11 protein-coding genes are annotated in these 17,299 nt (G+C 31.4%); all 11 read left to right on the plus strand.

The annotated features are described in order from the left end of the window. Position 1 precedes the first annotated feature (1 nt). The 11 genes from BUA82_RS19045 to BUA82_RS19095 all read left to right on the plus strand — a co-directional run bounded on the left by BUA82_RS19045 (position 2) and on the right by BUA82_RS19095 (position 17,250). The gene (locus BUA82_RS19045) at positions 2–412 is read left to right on the plus strand and encodes a PTS sugar transporter subunit IIA (RefSeq protein ID WP_073012322.1); all 411 of its coding nucleotides are present in this window, start codon (positions 2–4) and stop codon (positions 410–412) included. Positions 413–434: 22 nt separating this feature from the next. Further along, positions 435–1,226 (plus strand): PTS mannose/fructose/sorbose/N-acetylgalactosamine transporter subunit IIC, encoded by a 792-nt coding sequence (locus tag BUA82_RS19050; protein WP_083600036.1) that lies wholly within the window; start codon positions 435–437, stop codon positions 1,224–1,226. After that, positions 1,213–2,067 carry a PTS system mannose/fructose/sorbose family transporter subunit IID gene (locus BUA82_RS19055; protein WP_073012325.1) on the plus strand — a complete coding sequence of 285 codons (855 nt, stop codon included), beginning with the start codon at positions 1,213–1,215 and terminating at the stop codon, positions 2,065–2,067. Before BUA82_RS19050 ends, BUA82_RS19055 begins: the two co-directional genes overlap by 14 nt. Positions 2,068–2,082: 15 nt before the next feature. Continuing rightward, complete coding sequence (locus BUA82_RS19060; protein ID WP_073012328.1) at positions 2,083–2,568, plus strand: PTS sugar transporter subunit IIB; 486 nt, start codon at positions 2,083–2,085, stop codon at positions 2,566–2,568. A 58-nt stretch (positions 2,569–2,626) separates the two neighbouring features. Next, entirely contained in the window at positions 2,627–3,817 is a 1,191-nt protein-coding gene (locus BUA82_RS19065; RefSeq protein WP_073012331.1) for a glycoside hydrolase family 88 protein, read from the plus strand. Between the two features lie 25 nt (positions 3,818–3,842). Continuing rightward, positions 3,843–4,673 (plus strand): 5-dehydro-4-deoxy-D-glucuronate isomerase, encoded by an 831-nt coding sequence (gene kduI, locus BUA82_RS19070; RefSeq protein ID WP_073012335.1) that lies wholly within the window; start codon positions 3,843–3,845, stop codon positions 4,671–4,673. Between the two features lie 19 nt (positions 4,674–4,692). Further along, positions 4,693–5,475, plus strand: a complete 783-nt coding sequence (gene kduD, locus BUA82_RS19075) for a 2-dehydro-3-deoxy-D-gluconate 5-dehydrogenase KduD (RefSeq protein ID WP_073012338.1) — start codon at positions 4,693–4,695, stop codon at positions 5,473–5,475. 13 nt (positions 5,476–5,488) lie between these two features. Continuing rightward, complete coding sequence (locus BUA82_RS19080) at positions 5,489–6,133, plus strand: bifunctional 2-keto-4-hydroxyglutarate aldolase/2-keto-3-deoxy-6-phosphogluconate aldolase (RefSeq protein ID WP_073012341.1); 645 nt, start codon at positions 5,489–5,491, stop codon at positions 6,131–6,133. Positions 6,134–6,143: 10 nt separating this feature from the next. Next, positions 6,144–7,163 (plus strand): sugar kinase, encoded by a 1,020-nt coding sequence (locus BUA82_RS19085; RefSeq protein WP_073012344.1) that lies wholly within the window; start codon positions 6,144–6,146, stop codon positions 7,161–7,163. A gap of 22 nt (positions 7,164–7,185) precedes the next feature. Next, positions 7,186–9,291: an alginate lyase family protein gene (locus BUA82_RS19090; protein WP_073012348.1), complete on the plus strand. Its 2,106-nt coding sequence runs from the start codon at positions 7,186–7,188 to the stop codon at positions 9,289–9,291. A 933-nt stretch (positions 9,292–10,224) separates the two neighbouring features. Next, positions 10,225–17,250 carry a DUF6531 domain-containing protein gene (locus tag BUA82_RS19095; protein ID WP_083600038.1) on the plus strand — a complete coding sequence of 2,342 codons (7,026 nt, stop codon included), beginning with the start codon at positions 10,225–10,227 and terminating at the stop codon, positions 17,248–17,250. Positions 17,251–17,299: the final 49 nt, after the last annotated feature.

Below are 17,299 nucleotides of genomic sequence, written 5' to 3' on the forward strand. Positions count from 1 at the left end.
AATGTATAACATTATATTAGCATCTCATGGAGACATGGCAAAATATACATTAAAGACTTGTGAGATGATTTTAGGGGAACAAGAAGGGGTAGACTCCTTATGTCTTCAGCCAGGACAAACAAAAGATAATTATGAAGCAGAGCTGAAGGAAAAAATAAATGCTTGTGAAGGAGGTGAAGTGCTAGTTCTTGCAGATATATATGGTGGTACACCCTTTAATTCAGCTATAACCCATATTTTAAGAGGCAATAATAACATAACATTATTAACTGGTTTTAATCTACCTATGGTTATCCATGCTCTTATGAATAGGGAGAGAGAAATTAAAGAGGTAATAGCAGAAATTCAAGATGTAGGGACAGAAGGAATAAGAGATGTAAATGAAATGCTGAATTCAAAAGATAATGAATAAATTTTAACGGGGGTGCAGTTTAATGCAAGCTATTAACATTAGTAACATTCAAATTATATTACTAGTAGTATTTGCAGCAATAGCAATACTAGATCAGCTTACAACGTTATTATGCCTAGATAAGCCAATATTTGTGGGACTTTTTGTAGGACTAATAATGGGGGATTTAAGAACAGGATTAATAGTAGGTGGAGCAGTTCAGCTTATGAGTTCAGGTCTTATTACTGCTGGAGGTACCACTATACCAGATTATATATGCGGAACTACACTAGGAATAGTTATAGCATCTGTAAGTGGACAGGGGCCAGAGTTTGGAATAGCTATGGCAGCAGCATTATCAGCAATATTTGCTTATTTTGATATAGTAGCTAGATATACTAATGTATTCTTCCAAAGAAAAGCAGAAAAATATTGGGAGAATGATGACTTTGAAGGAGTAGAAAGAATGAATATCATGGGAGCAATTCCATGGGGACTTTCTAGAGCATTACCACTTTTAATAGTTTTAGTAATACTTAAGACAGCTGGAGTAGATACAGTGCAATTTGCCATAGCTCAGATACCAAAATGGCTTATGAGTGGATTAAAAGTGTCAGGACAAATATTACCTGTAGTAGGAATAGCAGTACTTCTTAGAATATTAAACACCAAAGAATTTATACCATTTTTATTAATAGGTTTCGGATTAGCAGCTTATTTAAACATACCAATGCTAGGAGTAGCTTTATTTGGACTATCGATGTCACTAATAATGTTTAAAAGCAGAACAAGATTAGTACCTGCAGTAAATGGAGGAGATGATGAAGATGAATAATCAAGTAGTAAATACAGAAGATAGAAAAGTAACGGAAAAAGACCTTAAAAGGGTTTATAAAAGATGGTTATTCACATCACAATTAGGTTGGAACTATGAAAGAATGCAAGGTTTAGGCTATACCTATACCATGATGCCTCTTCTTAGAAAATTCTATAAGAAACCTGAAGAACTAAAAGAGATGGTTAAGGTTCACATGCAGTTTTTCAATACTCATCCTCACGTAGCACCTATAGTTCTTGGAGCAGATATAGCTATTGAGGAAAACAAAGGTATTGAAGGTAAGGAAGCTGTTCTAGGAATAAAGACAGGTTTGATGGGACCACTAGCTGGTATAGGAGATACCTTAAATGGGGTAATTGCAAAATCAGTATTTGGAGGTATTGCAGGTTCTTTAGCTTTAGGCCTAAAGTCTGGTGGAGCTTTAATGCTACCACTGGTAGGAATATTTTTATACACTTCTTACAACTTCTTTGCTTGGTGGTTAAGATGGGTATTCTTAAAGCTTGGATATAAAGAAGGGGTAAAGCTGGTAAGCAACCTAAGCGGAAAACTTAAATACATTACTGAAGCTGCCAATGTACTAGGTGTTACTGTAATCGGTGCTATGATACCACTTACTGTAAGAATAGGTACTAAATATAGCTATAAGATAGGTGAGAAGGTAACCAATGTTCAAACTGACTTTATAGATAAATTAATGCCAGCATTAATACCAGCTTTAATGGTAGGACTAATATACTGGTTATTAGGAAAGAAAAAGATGAGCTCAACTAAAGCTATATTAGTAGTTATAGTAATAGGAGTAATTTTTGGAGGGCTATTCCCTATATTAGGATAATGGAAGGAGAAGATTATGGTACTTAACGTAAGAATAGATGACAGAATGATACATGGCCAGGTAGCAGCTATATGGTGCAATAAGCTAAAAACCACAAGAATAATGGTAGCTAATGACGAGGTAGCTAGCGATGAAATAAGAAAGATGACACTTAAGATGGCTGTACCAGCAGGAATAAAATCATCCATTATTTCCAAAGAAAAAGCTGCTACTAATATGGCAGCAGGTAAATATGATGCAGAAAGAATGCTTTTAATATTAACAAAACCTCAAGATGCTGTGGAATTAATAGAAAAAGGCATGAAAATTGAAAGTATCAATGTAGGAAACTTAGGATTTAGAGATGATACTATCCAAATTAAAAGATCAATAAATGTTACTAAAGAAGAAGCAGAAGCTTTTAGAAAGTTAGATTCTATGGGAGTTAAGCTAACAGCAATAATGGTTCCTGATGAAAGTGAAAACAATCTAATGGATTATTTAAGCCAAGCTGGATTATAAAATTTAAAATAGGGTGCTTTACTGCATCCTATTTTAATGATAATTTGGAGGATTTCATATGATTAAGGCCCTGAACTTAGAAAAAATTCAGAACAAAGATAAATTTGAAAATGAAAAGATTCTTACTAAGGAAGAAGTAAAAAAAGCTTTAGATTTTATAATAAAGAAAATAGATGAGAATTTAGATACTTTCACAGATAAATATCCTACTCCTGCTTCCTTTAACAATATTTATAAGCCTATAGACAATATTGAGTGGACCAATGGGTTTTGGACGGGAATGCTTTGGATGGCTTATGAATATACCGGTGATGATAAGTACTTAAAGGCAGCAGAGATTCAAGTGGAAAGCTACATTCATAGAATTGAAAATAAAATTGAGGTATCACATCATGACCTTGGTTTTCTATATTCCTTATCCTGTGTAGCTGCATATAAAATTACAGGAAATAAAGCTGCTAAGGAAGCGGCTTTAAAGGCAGCAAAGCACCTTACTACAAGATATCAAGAAAAGGGTAAATTTATTCAAGCTTGGGGAGATTTAGGGGCAAAAGACAATTATAGACTTATAATAGATTGTCTTTTAAACATACCACTACTTTATTGGGCGGCTGAGGAAACAGGAGATAAATCCTATTATGAAATGGCTTATAACCATTACATATCTGCAGCTAATAACGTAATTAGAGATGATGCTTCTACCTTCCATACCTTTTACTTTGACCCTGAAACCGGTGAACCTATAAAAGGGGTAACAAGACAAGGTTATTCAGATACTTCCTGCTGGGCAAGAGGACAAGCTTGGGGAATTTATGGGGTTCCATTAACTTATATATACACTAAAGATAGTGATGCTGAAAGGGTTTATAAATCCCTGCTTAACTATTTTATTAACAGGCTACCTGAAGACAAGGTATGCTTTTGGGATTTAATCTTCAATGATGGAGATGATCAAAGCAGAGACTCTTCTGCCGCTGCCATTGCAGTTTGCGGTATGTTAGAAATGGATAAATGGCTAAAAGAAGAAGACGAGTGTAAAGAGTTTTACAAGAAAACCGCTCATGGAATCTTAAGAAGCTTAATAGAAAAGTATACTTCTGAAGACTGTGAAGAGTGCAATGGAATATTGCTTCATGGGGTTTACTCCTGGCATTCAGGAAAAGGTGTAGATGAGTGCAACATATGGGGAGACTACTATTACATGGAAGCCCTAATGAGACTTTATACTAATTGGAAACTATATTGGTAAAAATAAAAAGAATGGAGTGATTTAAATGGATATTAGATATGCTAATCATCCTGAGGATTCAAAAAAATATACTACAGAGGAACTTAGAAGGCATTATTTAGCTGAAAAAGTTTTTGAAGCAGATAATATATGCCTTACTTACAGCCATGTGGATAGAATAATTTTTGGTGGTGCTATGCCTGTAAAGGAAAGCCTTACCCTAACTGCTGGCAAGGAAATGGGAGTAGACTATTTCCTTGAAAGAAGAGAAATGGGAGTTATTAATATTGGAGGAGATGGCTACATAGTTCTTGATGGTGTGGAATATGACATGAAACATCAGGATGGAATATATATAGGCATGGGTACAAAAGAAGTAACTTTTAAAAGTACAGACAGCAGTAATCCTGCTAAGTTCTATATAAATTCTGTACCAGCTCATAAGAGCTATCCTACAGTAAAAATTGATATAAGCAAGGCAAGCCCAGTACACCTAGGAGAGCAAAGCAGCCTAAATAAAAGAACCATATATCAGTTCGTTCATCCTAATGTATGTGAAAGCTGTCAGCTTTTAATGGGAATGACTATTTTAGAACCTAATAATGTATGGAATACTATGCCTTGTCATACTCATGAAAGACGTATGGAAGTTTATTTCTACTTTAACATGGAAGAAGACACTAGGGTTATACACCTTATGGGAGAACCTAGCGAAACTAGACATTTACTATTATCAAATGAGCAAGGAGTAATATCACCAAGCTGGTCCATTCATTCAGGAGTAGGTACAAGCAACTACACCTTTATTTGGGGTATGTGTGGAGAAAACCAAACCTTCAATGACATGGATCACGTGGCAATGAAAGATTTAAAATAAAAAATACGAGGTGAATATAATGGATAATCAATTAAATACATTTTCAATGGACTTCTTTTCATTAAAAGGAAAGGTAGCTATAGTTACAGGAGGAAACACAGGTCTTGGTCAAGGTTATGTAGTGGCTTTAGCTAAAGCAGGAGCAGATTTATTTGTTCCAACTTACGATACAAATTGGGATGAAACTAGAGAATTAGTAGAAAAAGAAGGTAGAAAGATAGTATTTTATCAAGCAGACCTTACTAAAAGAAATATAATTAATGAATTGGTAGAAGCTTGTATGAAGGAATATGGAAGAATAGATATCCTTATTAACAATGCAGGTACTATTAGAAGGGCACCACTTTTAGAGTACAAGGATGAAGATTGGCAGGCAGTAATGGATATTAACCTTAACTCTGTTTACTACTTAAGCCAAGAGGTGGCTAAGGTAATGGTAAACCAAGGCAGCGGTAAAATAATAAACATAGCATCCATGTTAGCTTTCCAAGGAGGAAAATTCGTACCACCTTATACTGCAAGTAAGCATGGTGTAGCTGGTATAACTAAAGCTTTTGCTAATGAATTAGGCTGTCATAACATTCAAATAAACGCCATTGCACCAGGATATATAGAAACTGCAAATACTGCGCCTATAAGAGCAGATGAAAATAGAAATAATGAGATTCTTTCTAGAATACCTGCAGATAGATGGGGTAGACCTTTTGACTTAATGGGAGCTGTAGTATTCCTTTCCTCCAGAGCATCTGATTATATGAATGGTCATATTATGGCTGTTGATGGTGGATGGTTAGTAAGATAATAGAGGTAAAAATATGATAAAAAAAATTGAAACACTAAAGAAAATTACGGATGTAGGAGTAGTGGCTGTAGTAAGAGCAGACTCTGAGGAGCAGGCAGTAAAAATAGCTGAAGCCTGTATTTTAGGGGGCATATCTTCTATAGAAATAACCTTCACCGTTAAGAATGCAGATAAGGTTATAAGCCTTTTAAAGGAAAAATTTAATTCAAAGGAACTTATAGTGGGTGCAGGAACGGTTTTAGACAGCGAAACTGCAAGAATAGCTATATTAGCTGGAGCTGAGTATATAGTTAGTCCAGGCTTTGATTTGGAAACTGCTAAGCTTTGTAACAGATATCAAATCCCTTATATGGCAGGATGTATGACCATTACTGAAATAATTAAAGCCATGGAAGCTGGAGTGGATATAATAAAATTATTCCCTGGCAGTGCTTATGGTCCAGGCATAGTTAAAGATATAAAAGCTCCTCTGCCTCAAGCGCCTATAATGCCCACAGGAGGGGTATCCCTAGATAATGTAGATAAGTGGATTAAAAACGGCTGTGTAGCAGTAGGGGTAGGTGGAAGCTTAATAGAAGGAGCTAAAACTGGAGATTATGCTTCTATAACTGAAAAGGCAAAAGCCTTTGTAGCAAAGGTTTTAGAAGCTAGAAAATAAGGTGAAGAAAATGACTAATAAAATAGTAACCTTGGGGGAGATAATGGTAAGATTATCTCCTCCAGAAAATAAATTAATTACTCAGTGTGAGAGCTTTAAAGTAAATTATGGCGGAGCAGAGGCTAATACTGCTGTTATGCTTGGTAATTTAGGCATGAAATCTTATTTTGTATCTCAGCTTCCAAATAATTCTGTGGCTGAAAGCTCCATGAACTATTTAAGAAGTCATGGGGTTAATACAGATTATATAGTTAAAAAAGGAAAACGCATGGGCCTTTATTATTATGAAAAGGGCAATTCCTTAAGACCTTCCAGGGTGATTTATGACAGGGCAGATTCATCAATTACTGAGGCGGATTATAAGGATTTTGACTTTGATGAAATATTTAAAGGAGCTCAGTGGTTTCATTTTTCTGGTATAACCTTAGCTTTAGGAGAAAACTGCAGAAAACTTGTAAAAGAAGCGGTAGAAGCAGCTAAGAGGAACAATGTTAAGATAAGTATAGACTTAAATTATAGAAAACAGCTATGGAGCTATGATGATTTTCTTGAAGCGGTGACTCCTTTTTTGAGGGATGCTTATCTAGTTATAGGCTGGGTAGACTTAGATGTAAATTTAAAGGACTATAAGCCTTATGATTTTACTTCAAAGGCATTGGAGGAAGAATATTTTATTAGGGTTATGAAAGCTATGCAGCATAACTTTAATATTAAATATGCCGCTACAACTTTAAGAGAAAATTTCTCATCTTCTCATAACGCTTTGCGTGCTATAGCTTATGATGGAAATAAGCTTCATAAATCTAATAGATTAGAGTTTAATATATTGGACAGGGTAGGAGCGGGAGATTCCTTTGCAGCAGGCATGATATACAAATTGGTACAAAGCTCTGAAATTCAGGAGGCTTTAGAATTTGCCAATGCAGCTGCGGCTATAAAGCATACTATAGAAGGAGATGCAAACTTAGCTTCCTGCCAAGACATAATGGAAATAGTTAATGGAAACACTTCTGGAGCGGTAAAAAGATAAAGCTTAATAAGGGGTAATAAAAATGCCAAATTATAATTTATTTGAAATTATTGATTTAGATTATCCAGGGCTTCATAAGGTAAAGGAGGCTTATAGTAAAAATGACATTAAAGGAGCCCTGGAGCTCTTTTTTTCTTACTTTATTCATAGAAAAAATGTTGATTTATATATAAAAGAAGACATAACAAATATAGCAGAGTATTGCAGGACAAGCTTCCCAAAAGAAGTGAAAGATACTATTAATACAGCAGAAGAGGTGCTAAATCACAATTTTGTGTTTAGATACACCTGGGACATGGAAAGGACCAATGTACCTTATAAGTTTGAGGATGAGGTATTATGGGATTACTGTCCTAATGGAGATGAGGAATGGGTATTTATGCTTAACAGACATAGATATTTTACATCCTTAGGTCAAAGCTATGCCCTTACAGGTAATGAAAAGTATGCTAAAGGATTTTTTAATTTAATTGATCATTGGATAGATAATAATCCATTAGGTGTTGAAAGGTATAAGACCACTTGGAGAACCATAGAAGCAGGATGCCGATGTGAAAATTGGATTAAAAGCTTGATGTATTTTATTAATAGTAAAGAGTTTAATGGAGAAATCTTAGAGAAGATTATTATCTCTTTATATGAACATGGAAACTATATATATAATAGCTATAATCACTTTAGAAGGCTGAGCAATTGGGGTGTCATAGAAAACCATGGACTATTTATGATATCAGTATTTTTGCCGGAGCTAAAGGATAGTGCTTTATATAGAAAAGAAAGCATTAATAGATTGGAAGAAGAAATTAAACTTCAGGTTATGAAGGATGGAATGCATTGGGAGCAGTCTCCTATGTATCACAATGAAGTGCTCCATTGTTATTTAGATACCATAATGCTAGCGGAAAGGAATAAGCTTTCACTGCCTTCTATAATTTTAGAAAAGACCAAAGCCATGAGCTATGCAGATTTTTATATGGCCAAGCCTAATCATCACCAGCCTATGCAAAGCGATAGTGACGATACTGACTTAAGAGATATAATTACCAAAGCAGCGGTGATATTTAAGGATGGAACTTTAAAGTATGGCACATATCCCTATATAGATTTTGAAAGCATATGGGATTTAGGCTACAAAAGCTTAAAAGAGTTTGAAGATATTTCTATAGAAGAGCCTAAGTACAAATCCTACGGCTTTAATTACAGCGGTAATTACTATATGAGAAGCGGCTGGGGAGAAAAGGATCATTACTTGTATTTTCATTGTGGAAACCTAGGCAGTGGTCATGGACATGCTGACTTGCTGCACTTTGATCTCTTTTCAAAAGGGGAAAGCATATTAATAGATCCAGGTAGATACACCTATGTAGAAGGCAACGCCCTTAGAGATTACCTAAAATCCTGTAAAGCTCATAATACCATTACAGTAGATGATAGGGATTTCACTCTCTGTGAAGGCTCTTGGAAGTATGCTAAGGCGGCTACTTCTATAAAGCAGGAGTTTACAAGCGAAGAAGCTTTCGATTTTGTACAAGCCTCTCATTTAGGATATATGGATTTAAATGATCCGGTATTTATCACTAGAAAAGTTATTTTTGTAAAACCTTATTATTATGTTTTAGTGGATGAGTTTTATTCAAAAGGAAAGCATAACTATAAACAGTATTTCCACTTTGATAAGGGGGAGGTTACCCTAGAAGAAAATAAAGTGGTGTTTAGAGGCAATAAAGCAAAGCTGACAATGCTTCAGTTAAATTCTCAGGTGACTAACACCCTAAAAGATGATTACATCTCTAAAGAATATAACAAGCTTGAAAATTCTACTACCCTAGTAACCAGCTTAGAAGGTGAGGGTTTCACTTCCATAATAACAGTGCTTTACCCTGAAGAAATAAATGATAAGGATGTTATAACCGCAGAAAATCTTAAAATTCTTAGAGGGGATAGCAAAGAAGTAGAAGAGGAAGAAGCAGAAGCCATAAAAATATGCTTTAAAGATAAAGAACATATTATTACCATCTCTCACAATGAAGCCTTCAAAGGCTCAAAGCTTTATGTGGTAGAAGATATTCCGGTTTATGGGAAGGTGGTAATTGTGAATGAAAATAAAGAAAGGATAGTTGTAATTTAGAATTTAAAATTTAGCCTGAAGGAGATTTTTCTGAGAAAGCATTAGAAAAATTATGAATTTAATTTAGGTTTTAAAAGAAACTCCCAGCGGAGTTTCTTTTAATTTTAAAGGAAATTTAGCGAGGGATATAAACTATTTTCTTAAGAGAACGCAAGTAATTAATAGTTAATATTAGTAAAGTTAATTATTTATATCATTAGATTTTATTTGATTAATTTACATTAAATACCTTACTTCGACAAGTTAATTACTATATAATAATCTCACAAATAATTTGTTTTAATAAATAGCTAAAAGGGGGGATAGTGTATAATTTATTTTTTTTTGTAATAATATCCTAATTTGTTAGATTGAGAAATCTTTAATTTAGGACCTTTTAACCTTAAAAGTATCTTAATTAATAACTAAGTTAGGTAGAAAATTCTATTAACAGACATGGAGTTTAAGATATAAAGTATGAGTTATTACAATTGTATAAGTAAATGATAAAACATTCAAATCAATGAAAACGTTATCTCTAATAAAAGTTTATCGTGGTAAAACAATAAGAGCGATAATTATAATTGAATAATTTTAGAAAAGTAAGGATTTGCTTTAATTCATAAATAAATCTGAATCATTTTTAAAAGTTGTTAGGTGTATAGATTGCTAATATTAGTTCAAATCAACTAGATGATTTTATAAATTTATCATGTAATGGTTCAGTTATGATGGAGATAATTGGTTTCTTTTTAATGCTATCTTTTATGAAAACTTTTATTCAATAATGTTAAAGTTGGACAATCCTAGGTAAAAAGATAGTTAAGTAGTTTTAGAAATTTAGGAGCGAAAATATCATCTCAATTGTGAAAAGTAATTAAAAGTTACTTATACTAATATAATTATTTTAAAAATAGATGAATTCTATTTTTATAAGAAAGGCAGTGTAAAATTATGTCAAAAACATACAGGAGAATGCTCTCAATAACATTAATAATTATACTAATATTTCAACAGAGTTATGAAGTACTTGCAAAGAGCAATATATCTGAAGGTATTACGAATTTAACTTCTATTGGTATATCAAAATTTAACTTTAGCAACATTATAAAAAATAGTAATAACACTAATAAAGAGGACAAGATAAAAGAGGAGGAAAACAAGAAGCTACTTGAGGATATATCAGAACTGAAGGCTCAAGAAAAGAAAAGAGAAGCAACAAATGAAGAATATACTAAATTGCAGGAACCTGTAATTACACTAGTTAGAAGTGTAAATGAAAAAACAAATATAATAACTTGGAGTGGCATGTCTAACTCAAAGTATGAAATTGAGATTGATGATAAGGTTATTGATGTAAATTCTAATAGAACATATATACACAGAAATTTAAAGCCTGGTTCAGAACATACCTATAGAGTAAGACTGAAAAATGATAAAGGAAAAAGCGAATGGAGCAAAAAAGCTACTGTAAAAACCTTGGATAAACGAAATAAAAGTAATAATATCTTAGATAATATTACAAAATCTAATGAAATTACTAGTAGGGCAAGTACTAATTTTAGTTTTACTGAAGAGTATACTCACGCCCATTTAACTACTTCAGTTCATATAATTAATAGAGGATGGTTAGAAACTGAAGATGATGAAGTTTCTGGTGATGTAGGTGACACTGTTGATCAAATTAAAATTAAATTAAATAATGTAGCCTATGGAGTAAAGATAAAATACAGGGCATACGTAGAAGGAATAGGATGGCAACCTTGGGTATACGATGGAAGTATAGTTGGTGTATCAGGTAAACAAATTCAGGCTATTGAAGCTAAAATAGTTCAAGTTATTGAAGGAAATGTGGAGAAAGATGCTGAAGGGGTATCTATACAATATGTTTTATATTGTGCAGATTTTAGCAACGTGAATACAATATCACGTAATGGTGAAACAAGTGGAATTATAGGAAAGTCTGCTTCAGCTTTTTGGGCTTCTTTAATAAACTCCGATGAGTATATTAAAGAAGTTATTAGTAAAGATACAAAATGGACACTAGCTGGGAGTCCTTATGTAATAAAGGGAGAATTAATAATAAACCAAGGTGTTAGGCTTGAAATAGATCCAGGTGTTAAAGTTATTTTTCAAAAATATGCATCTAGAACAAATGGGGTAGAAGTAAACGGTAAACTTGCGGTAAATGGAACAGCATCCTCACCTGTACTTTTTACCTACTCTGAAGATGGAAAATTAGTTACACAAGATAGATATAGCTATAAGGGTATAAAAATAACACCTACTGGAGAACTGGTTGGTAATAATATAAATATTGAATTTAAAGGAAAATCATTTTCACATATTACTAATAACGGAAAATTAGATTTGAACAATTCTAAAGTAACTACTATAAATGGGGCGGCAGGTAATTATAGTACAGGTATTTTAGTACAATCTCAAGTTAATACTTTAGTACAAAATTCTATAATTACTAATTGTATAAATGGATTTCTTCTTAGAGATTCTGGAGGTGTTATACAACTTCAGGGGAATAAAATAACAAAAAGTATCTTTGGAATATCAATAGTTAATTCTTTTGTCTCTAACTCAGGACAAATAAATATTAATAATAATGAGCTTAGTGATAACGAAAATGGTATAGAAGTTGAGAATAAGGAAAGTAAAATAAACAAAATTTCTATTGAAGGTAACAGAATTTTAAGATCAAAATATTCAGGAATAAAATACTATGCGGATGACATTACAAACGTTACAATTATAAAAAATACAATAACAGAGACAGATAGTGCTAGACAATATTCTGGTGGTGGCCCTATATACATAGAATTGAATGGGCTCAGAACATCATCAGGAGTTAATTTTAATAATATCAATCCAAAAGATATATCTTTAAAGAATAATCTTACAAATAATAATTATGATAGTGTAGTAATATCAGGAACTTTAAGTGAGAATTTGTTTTTATCTAAAGGATTATCTAATTATCTTATAGATACTCATCTAATAATTCCAGAGAATGTGACACTAGATATTGAACCTGGAACGGTTATTAATATTAGAGGTTATATACAGGTAAATGGTAAGCTAAATGCAGAAGGAAAGAGTTTATCGCCTATTATATTTACTTCAATAAATGATAGTACAAATGGAATTACTCATAAACCTACAACAGGATATAATGTTTATAGAGATAATAACTTTGAAGCTATTTATGTGTCAGATAAAGGTGAATTTAGAGGTGTTAATACTAGAGTAAGAAACGGAGGAAGAAATTTTCAAGAAGGAGTAGAGAATTATCCATCTAACTTTAAGGTATGGGGAAATTTAACATTAATTAATTCAGAAGTAGGTAATTCTTTAACAAATGGTATATTTGGAACAGGGAATCTTATAATAATTAATACAAAGTTATATGATTGTATTAATTATGGAGTATTTGCAGCAGGAAATCTTACACTGACAAATTCTAAATTAGTAAAAAATAAAAGAGGATTGACATTTTCGTATGATAAAGCATCACCATCAATCATTTCAAATTCATTTATTGAAAACAGTGAATATGGTATATTTAATGGTTCAAATATTACTATAGATGCTGCATATAATTATTGGGGATCACAATATGGGCCATCGTTCTATGATTGGGATAATTCTCAAATGATTAAAAACGGCGATGAGGTAAGTAGCAAGATTAACTTTAAACCATATTTGGCTGCAGAATATAGCAGTAATTTAGGTGATGATTTTAATAAATATATAAATAGTTTAGAGTATAGAAATGAAAAACATTTTGGATTAGAAGGAACAAATAGTGCTACAGGTAACTTTTCTAAAAGTTATCAAGATTTAGAAGCAAAATTTGGTGATCTTGATATAAAGTTAACTAGGACTTACAATTCTTTAGATAATAAAGATAGTATTATGGGTAAAGGATGGAGATTTGGATTCCAGGGAGAAATAAGTGACTATACTAATGAAGCGGGATTGAAATCAAAAATTATAAAATTACCTAATGGAAGTGCACAGAGTTTTAGGCAGAATAGTGATGGTACTTATACAGCTAATGATTCAAGAAATAAATTAGTAAAACAAAGTGATAATACTTTTGTACTTACCACAAAAGAGCAAAACAAATATTGCTTTAGTAATGGAAAACTTGTTTGGATAAAAGATAAGAATGATAATACTATTTCTATAGAATTTAATTTGGAAGGTAAAATATTTAAGATTACTGATTATACAGGGCGTATTTTTACTATTAATTATGCTAATGGACTATTGACCAACATAACAGAAACTATTAATGGAGTAGCTGGAAGAAATATTAATTACAGCTACCTAAATAGTCTTCTTAGCAAAGCTGAAGATTCAATGGGTAATATAACAATTTATGAGTATGATACAAATAAGCAGTTAAACAAAATTAAAGATAAGAATGGAAATATACTTGAATCAATTATTTATATTCAAGAAGGCGATAGTAAGGGAAAAGTAAAAGAACATAAAGATATTTTTGGAAATAATCATATATATAATTATGATAATTTAAATAATAGAACATTAATTACTGATAGTAATAATAAAACTATTGAACAATGGTATGATAATGAAAAATTTATAACATTTACTGTATATCCTGATAGAACAATATCTTTTATTGAATATTTTCTTGAAGATGGAATAAATAAGTATGGAGAAATCAAAAGTGAAGTAAATAGAAATAAGGTAACTAATAACTATGAAAGGGATTCTAACGGGAACATTATAAAAATAGTAAATGCAGATTTGTCACATAAGTCCTTTAGTTATGATGAAAATAATAATTTAGTCAGGGAATCAGATGAGAATGGACATTTTACATTTTACATTTATGATTCTAAAAAAAGAAACTTAATAAAAAAGGTGCAGCCTATTGATGGCATAAGTGAATATAAAGAAGGTGTGGATGATTCTAAGTATGCTATTACAAAATATGAATACTATTCAGAAGAAGAAACAATTCAACAAGGATATAAAATTAAAGCACTTTTAAAGAAAGTAATTGATGCTGAAGGAAACTCTATTACAAATACTTATGATTCAAGTGGAAATATTTTATCAGTTACAAATCAAGAGGGTAAAGTAACTACATTTCAATATGATAATTTAGGAAATATGAAAAACGAAATTTCCCCCAATAAGTATATTACACAGTTTGTACACGATAAAAACGGAAATCTTGAGAAAAAAGTAATGCATGGTGGTGAAACTACAAGAATTATATATGACTCATTGGGAAGAAAAGTTAAAGAAATAAGTGGAAAGCTATATAATTCATCTCTTGATGATTTATCAAACCATTCTTATAGTGGCGACCATGGTAGTAGATCTTCATATTTATTAAATGGCAAAATAGAATGGATTAAAGATGCAGAAAATAACTTAACAAAATACAATTATGATTTATATGGTAATGTTAAAACAGAAATTAAGCCAAATGGTGCTATATATATTTATGAATATGATGACATGAATAGAATTACAAAGATTTACTTTAAAGAAAATGCAAGTTTATCACAAATTTTACTTGAAGAAAATGAATATATCATAATTTCTGATGGAGCAACTCAAAAAATTAATAAAAAGTATGCGAATGATAACGAAAATATTATAACTTATTCAACTTATGATTATAATAATAGACTTATAGAACAAAAAAATGCTGATAACACTGTAATAAAAATTAAATATAATCCAAATGGAACAAAGAATAGTGAGACAGATGAAAATGGTAACACCACATATTTTGAATATGATGGTTTAAATAGGCTTATAAAGCAACTGGTTCCTTTTGAAGATACAAGTGGTATCAAAAAATATACTTATTCATATTTAGACTATGATAAGAACGGTAATAAAGTCGTAGAAAAAACTGGCAAGCACGGTGTGGAAAAAGACAAGCTTCCAGAAAGTTATATTACAGTTAATTATTCGTATTATAAAGATGGAAAGATTAAGTCTACTATAGATAATGAAGGAAGAAAGAATGAGTATTTTTACGATGATGATGGTTACTTAAGTTCAGAGCATAATTATTTAGCCGCTGATAAAAAGATTATTACTAATTTTACAAACAATTATTTAGGAAAGCCAATTACCAAAACTCAATATATTCAGTCATGTGATTTATATGGAAATGAATTAAATGATTTAAGGGAAACTCAATTAGTTACAACATATACTTATGATAAAAATGGTAATCTTGAAACAATTACAACTCCTTCTGTGAAGACTTCTTCTAACTATACTCATCCTAGTATAACTACAACTTATACTTATGATAATTTAAACAGAAAAACAGGAGAAGGCCAACCTGGTAAGGATGAGTATGGAAATGATACAATAATAAAAAATACTATCGAGTATAATTGGGAGGGTAACAAAAGTAAGAATACAGATCCTCTTAATCGTATAACTCAATATATATATAATCAAAGAGGCTGGATAGATAAAGTAATAGATGCTAAAGGCGGAGTTACCGCATATTATTATGACAGAATAGGCAGGAAAATTGCCGAGGTTTCACCAAAAAATTATGACACATCAAAGAATCTAAGCCAAATGGAGAGAACTGAATTTACTTATGATCCTATGGGTAGAGTTAAAACCATAGTAAATAAATTTAATTCAAAGGAAGTTAATCAAACAACATATCAGTGGATAGACAAATGGGTTGAAGTAGTTTTCAAAGCCTATAAGTATGATGGAAAAGGGAACATTATTAAAGAACTTGATGCCCTTGGCTATGAGTCTGGGACGGGAACTATTGCTGATGATAAAATAAATAGTGGCTTTGGTACAGAATATACTTATAATTTAGCAAATAAGTTAATAACTAAGTTAGATCCAGTTTCAAAAGAGAAGAATCTTCAATATACCACTAAGTTTGATTATGATGCCTTAGGAAGAAAAATATCTGAAATAAATGGAAAAGGTATCATTACTATTAACGAGTACGATGATGCTGGTAATATCACAAAAGTTAAAATAAAAAAAGGAATAAATGAACCAGAACAGATTCTTCAAACTAAGAAATACGACCTTCAAAATAGATTAATACAATTAGTGGATAGTAAAAATAATGCAATAACTTATGAGTATAATACATTTAATAAAATTAAGAAAGAAGTTCATCCAGGGGATGACACAATATCAGAGAATGTAATATCATATCAATATAGTACTTCAGGCGATTTAATTAAGAAAAAAAATTCAGAAGGAACAACTAATATTTATAGTTATGATAATCAAGGAAGAGTACTTAGTGAAACTATATCTAAAGATACTAGTGATGAACCCAACAATATAATAATAAAATCAGCATATGATAAGGTCGGAAATAAAAGGTTTGAATATGATGGGAATGGAAATGTAAAGGAAAATGCATTTGATGAAATAAATAGAATTAAAACAAGCAAAGTTACTGTAACAAATATAGATGGAGTTAAATCAAACCAAGTTACCACCTTTGATTATGATAAAAATGGAAATGAAATTAGTGTAACTGATTGGAGAAATAACACTTATTCTAAATCTTACGATGGAATCAATAGACTTGTAGAAAAAAGAGATCCATACGCTATAATTCAAAAACTTGAGTATAATCATAATAATGTTCAAATCAAATCCTATGATGCTTTAAATAATTTAACGGAATATAACTATGATAAGAATAATAGATTAATTGCTACTATAGATCCTGAAAGAAATCGAATTACCCAATCTTATGGTAGTGATGGTAATATAGAGTGGAAGGCAGATGGGAAAAATAATAAAACTGTATATGAATATAATGAATTGAACAAGCTGTCAAAGGTTATTAATGCTAAATATGAAACTACACTTTATTCATATGATTTAAATGGAAATTTGTTAACTCAGGTTGATGGTGTAGATTGTCAAGCAAAATTGACCCCCTTTTACACTGAAATTTGACCCCCCTCACAGTTAAATTATAATTAAGCTAAGGCCATCATTTTTTATA

Origin of the sequence: Clostridium amylolyticum, assembly GCF_900142075.1 — a bacterium.
Taxonomy (GTDB): Bacteria; Bacillota; Clostridia; order Clostridiales; family Clostridiaceae; genus Clostridium_AA; species Clostridium_AA amylolyticum.

Bases quoted from the DNA above. Each gene is read 5' to 3' on its own strand.
- BUA82_RS19045 (WP_073012322.1), top strand. From the start codon at position 2: ATGTATAACATTATATTAGCATCTCATGGAGACATGGCAAAATATACA.
- BUA82_RS19050 (WP_083600036.1), top strand. From the start codon at position 435: ATGCAAGCTATTAACATTAGTAACATTCAAATTATATTACTAGTAGTA.
- BUA82_RS19055 (WP_073012325.1), top strand. From the start codon at position 1,213: ATGAAGATGAATAATCAAGTAGTAAATACAGAAGATAGAAAAGTAACG.
- BUA82_RS19060 (WP_073012328.1), top strand. From the start codon at position 2,083: ATGGTACTTAACGTAAGAATAGATGACAGAATGATACATGGCCAGGTA.
- BUA82_RS19065 (WP_073012331.1), top strand. From the start codon at position 2,627: ATGATTAAGGCCCTGAACTTAGAAAAAATTCAGAACAAAGATAAATTT.
- kduI (WP_073012335.1), top strand. From the start codon at position 3,843: ATGGATATTAGATATGCTAATCATCCTGAGGATTCAAAAAAATATACT.
- kduD (WP_073012338.1), top strand. From the start codon at position 4,693: ATGGATAATCAATTAAATACATTTTCAATGGACTTCTTTTCATTAAAA.
- BUA82_RS19080 (WP_073012341.1), top strand. From the start codon at position 5,489: ATGATAAAAAAAATTGAAACACTAAAGAAAATTACGGATGTAGGAGTA.
- BUA82_RS19085 (WP_073012344.1), top strand. From the start codon at position 6,144: ATGACTAATAAAATAGTAACCTTGGGGGAGATAATGGTAAGATTATCT.
- BUA82_RS19090 (WP_073012348.1), top strand. From the start codon at position 7,186: ATGCCAAATTATAATTTATTTGAAATTATTGATTTAGATTATCCAGGG.
- BUA82_RS19095 (WP_083600038.1), top strand. From the start codon at position 10,225: ATGTCAAAAACATACAGGAGAATGCTCTCAATAACATTAATAATTATA.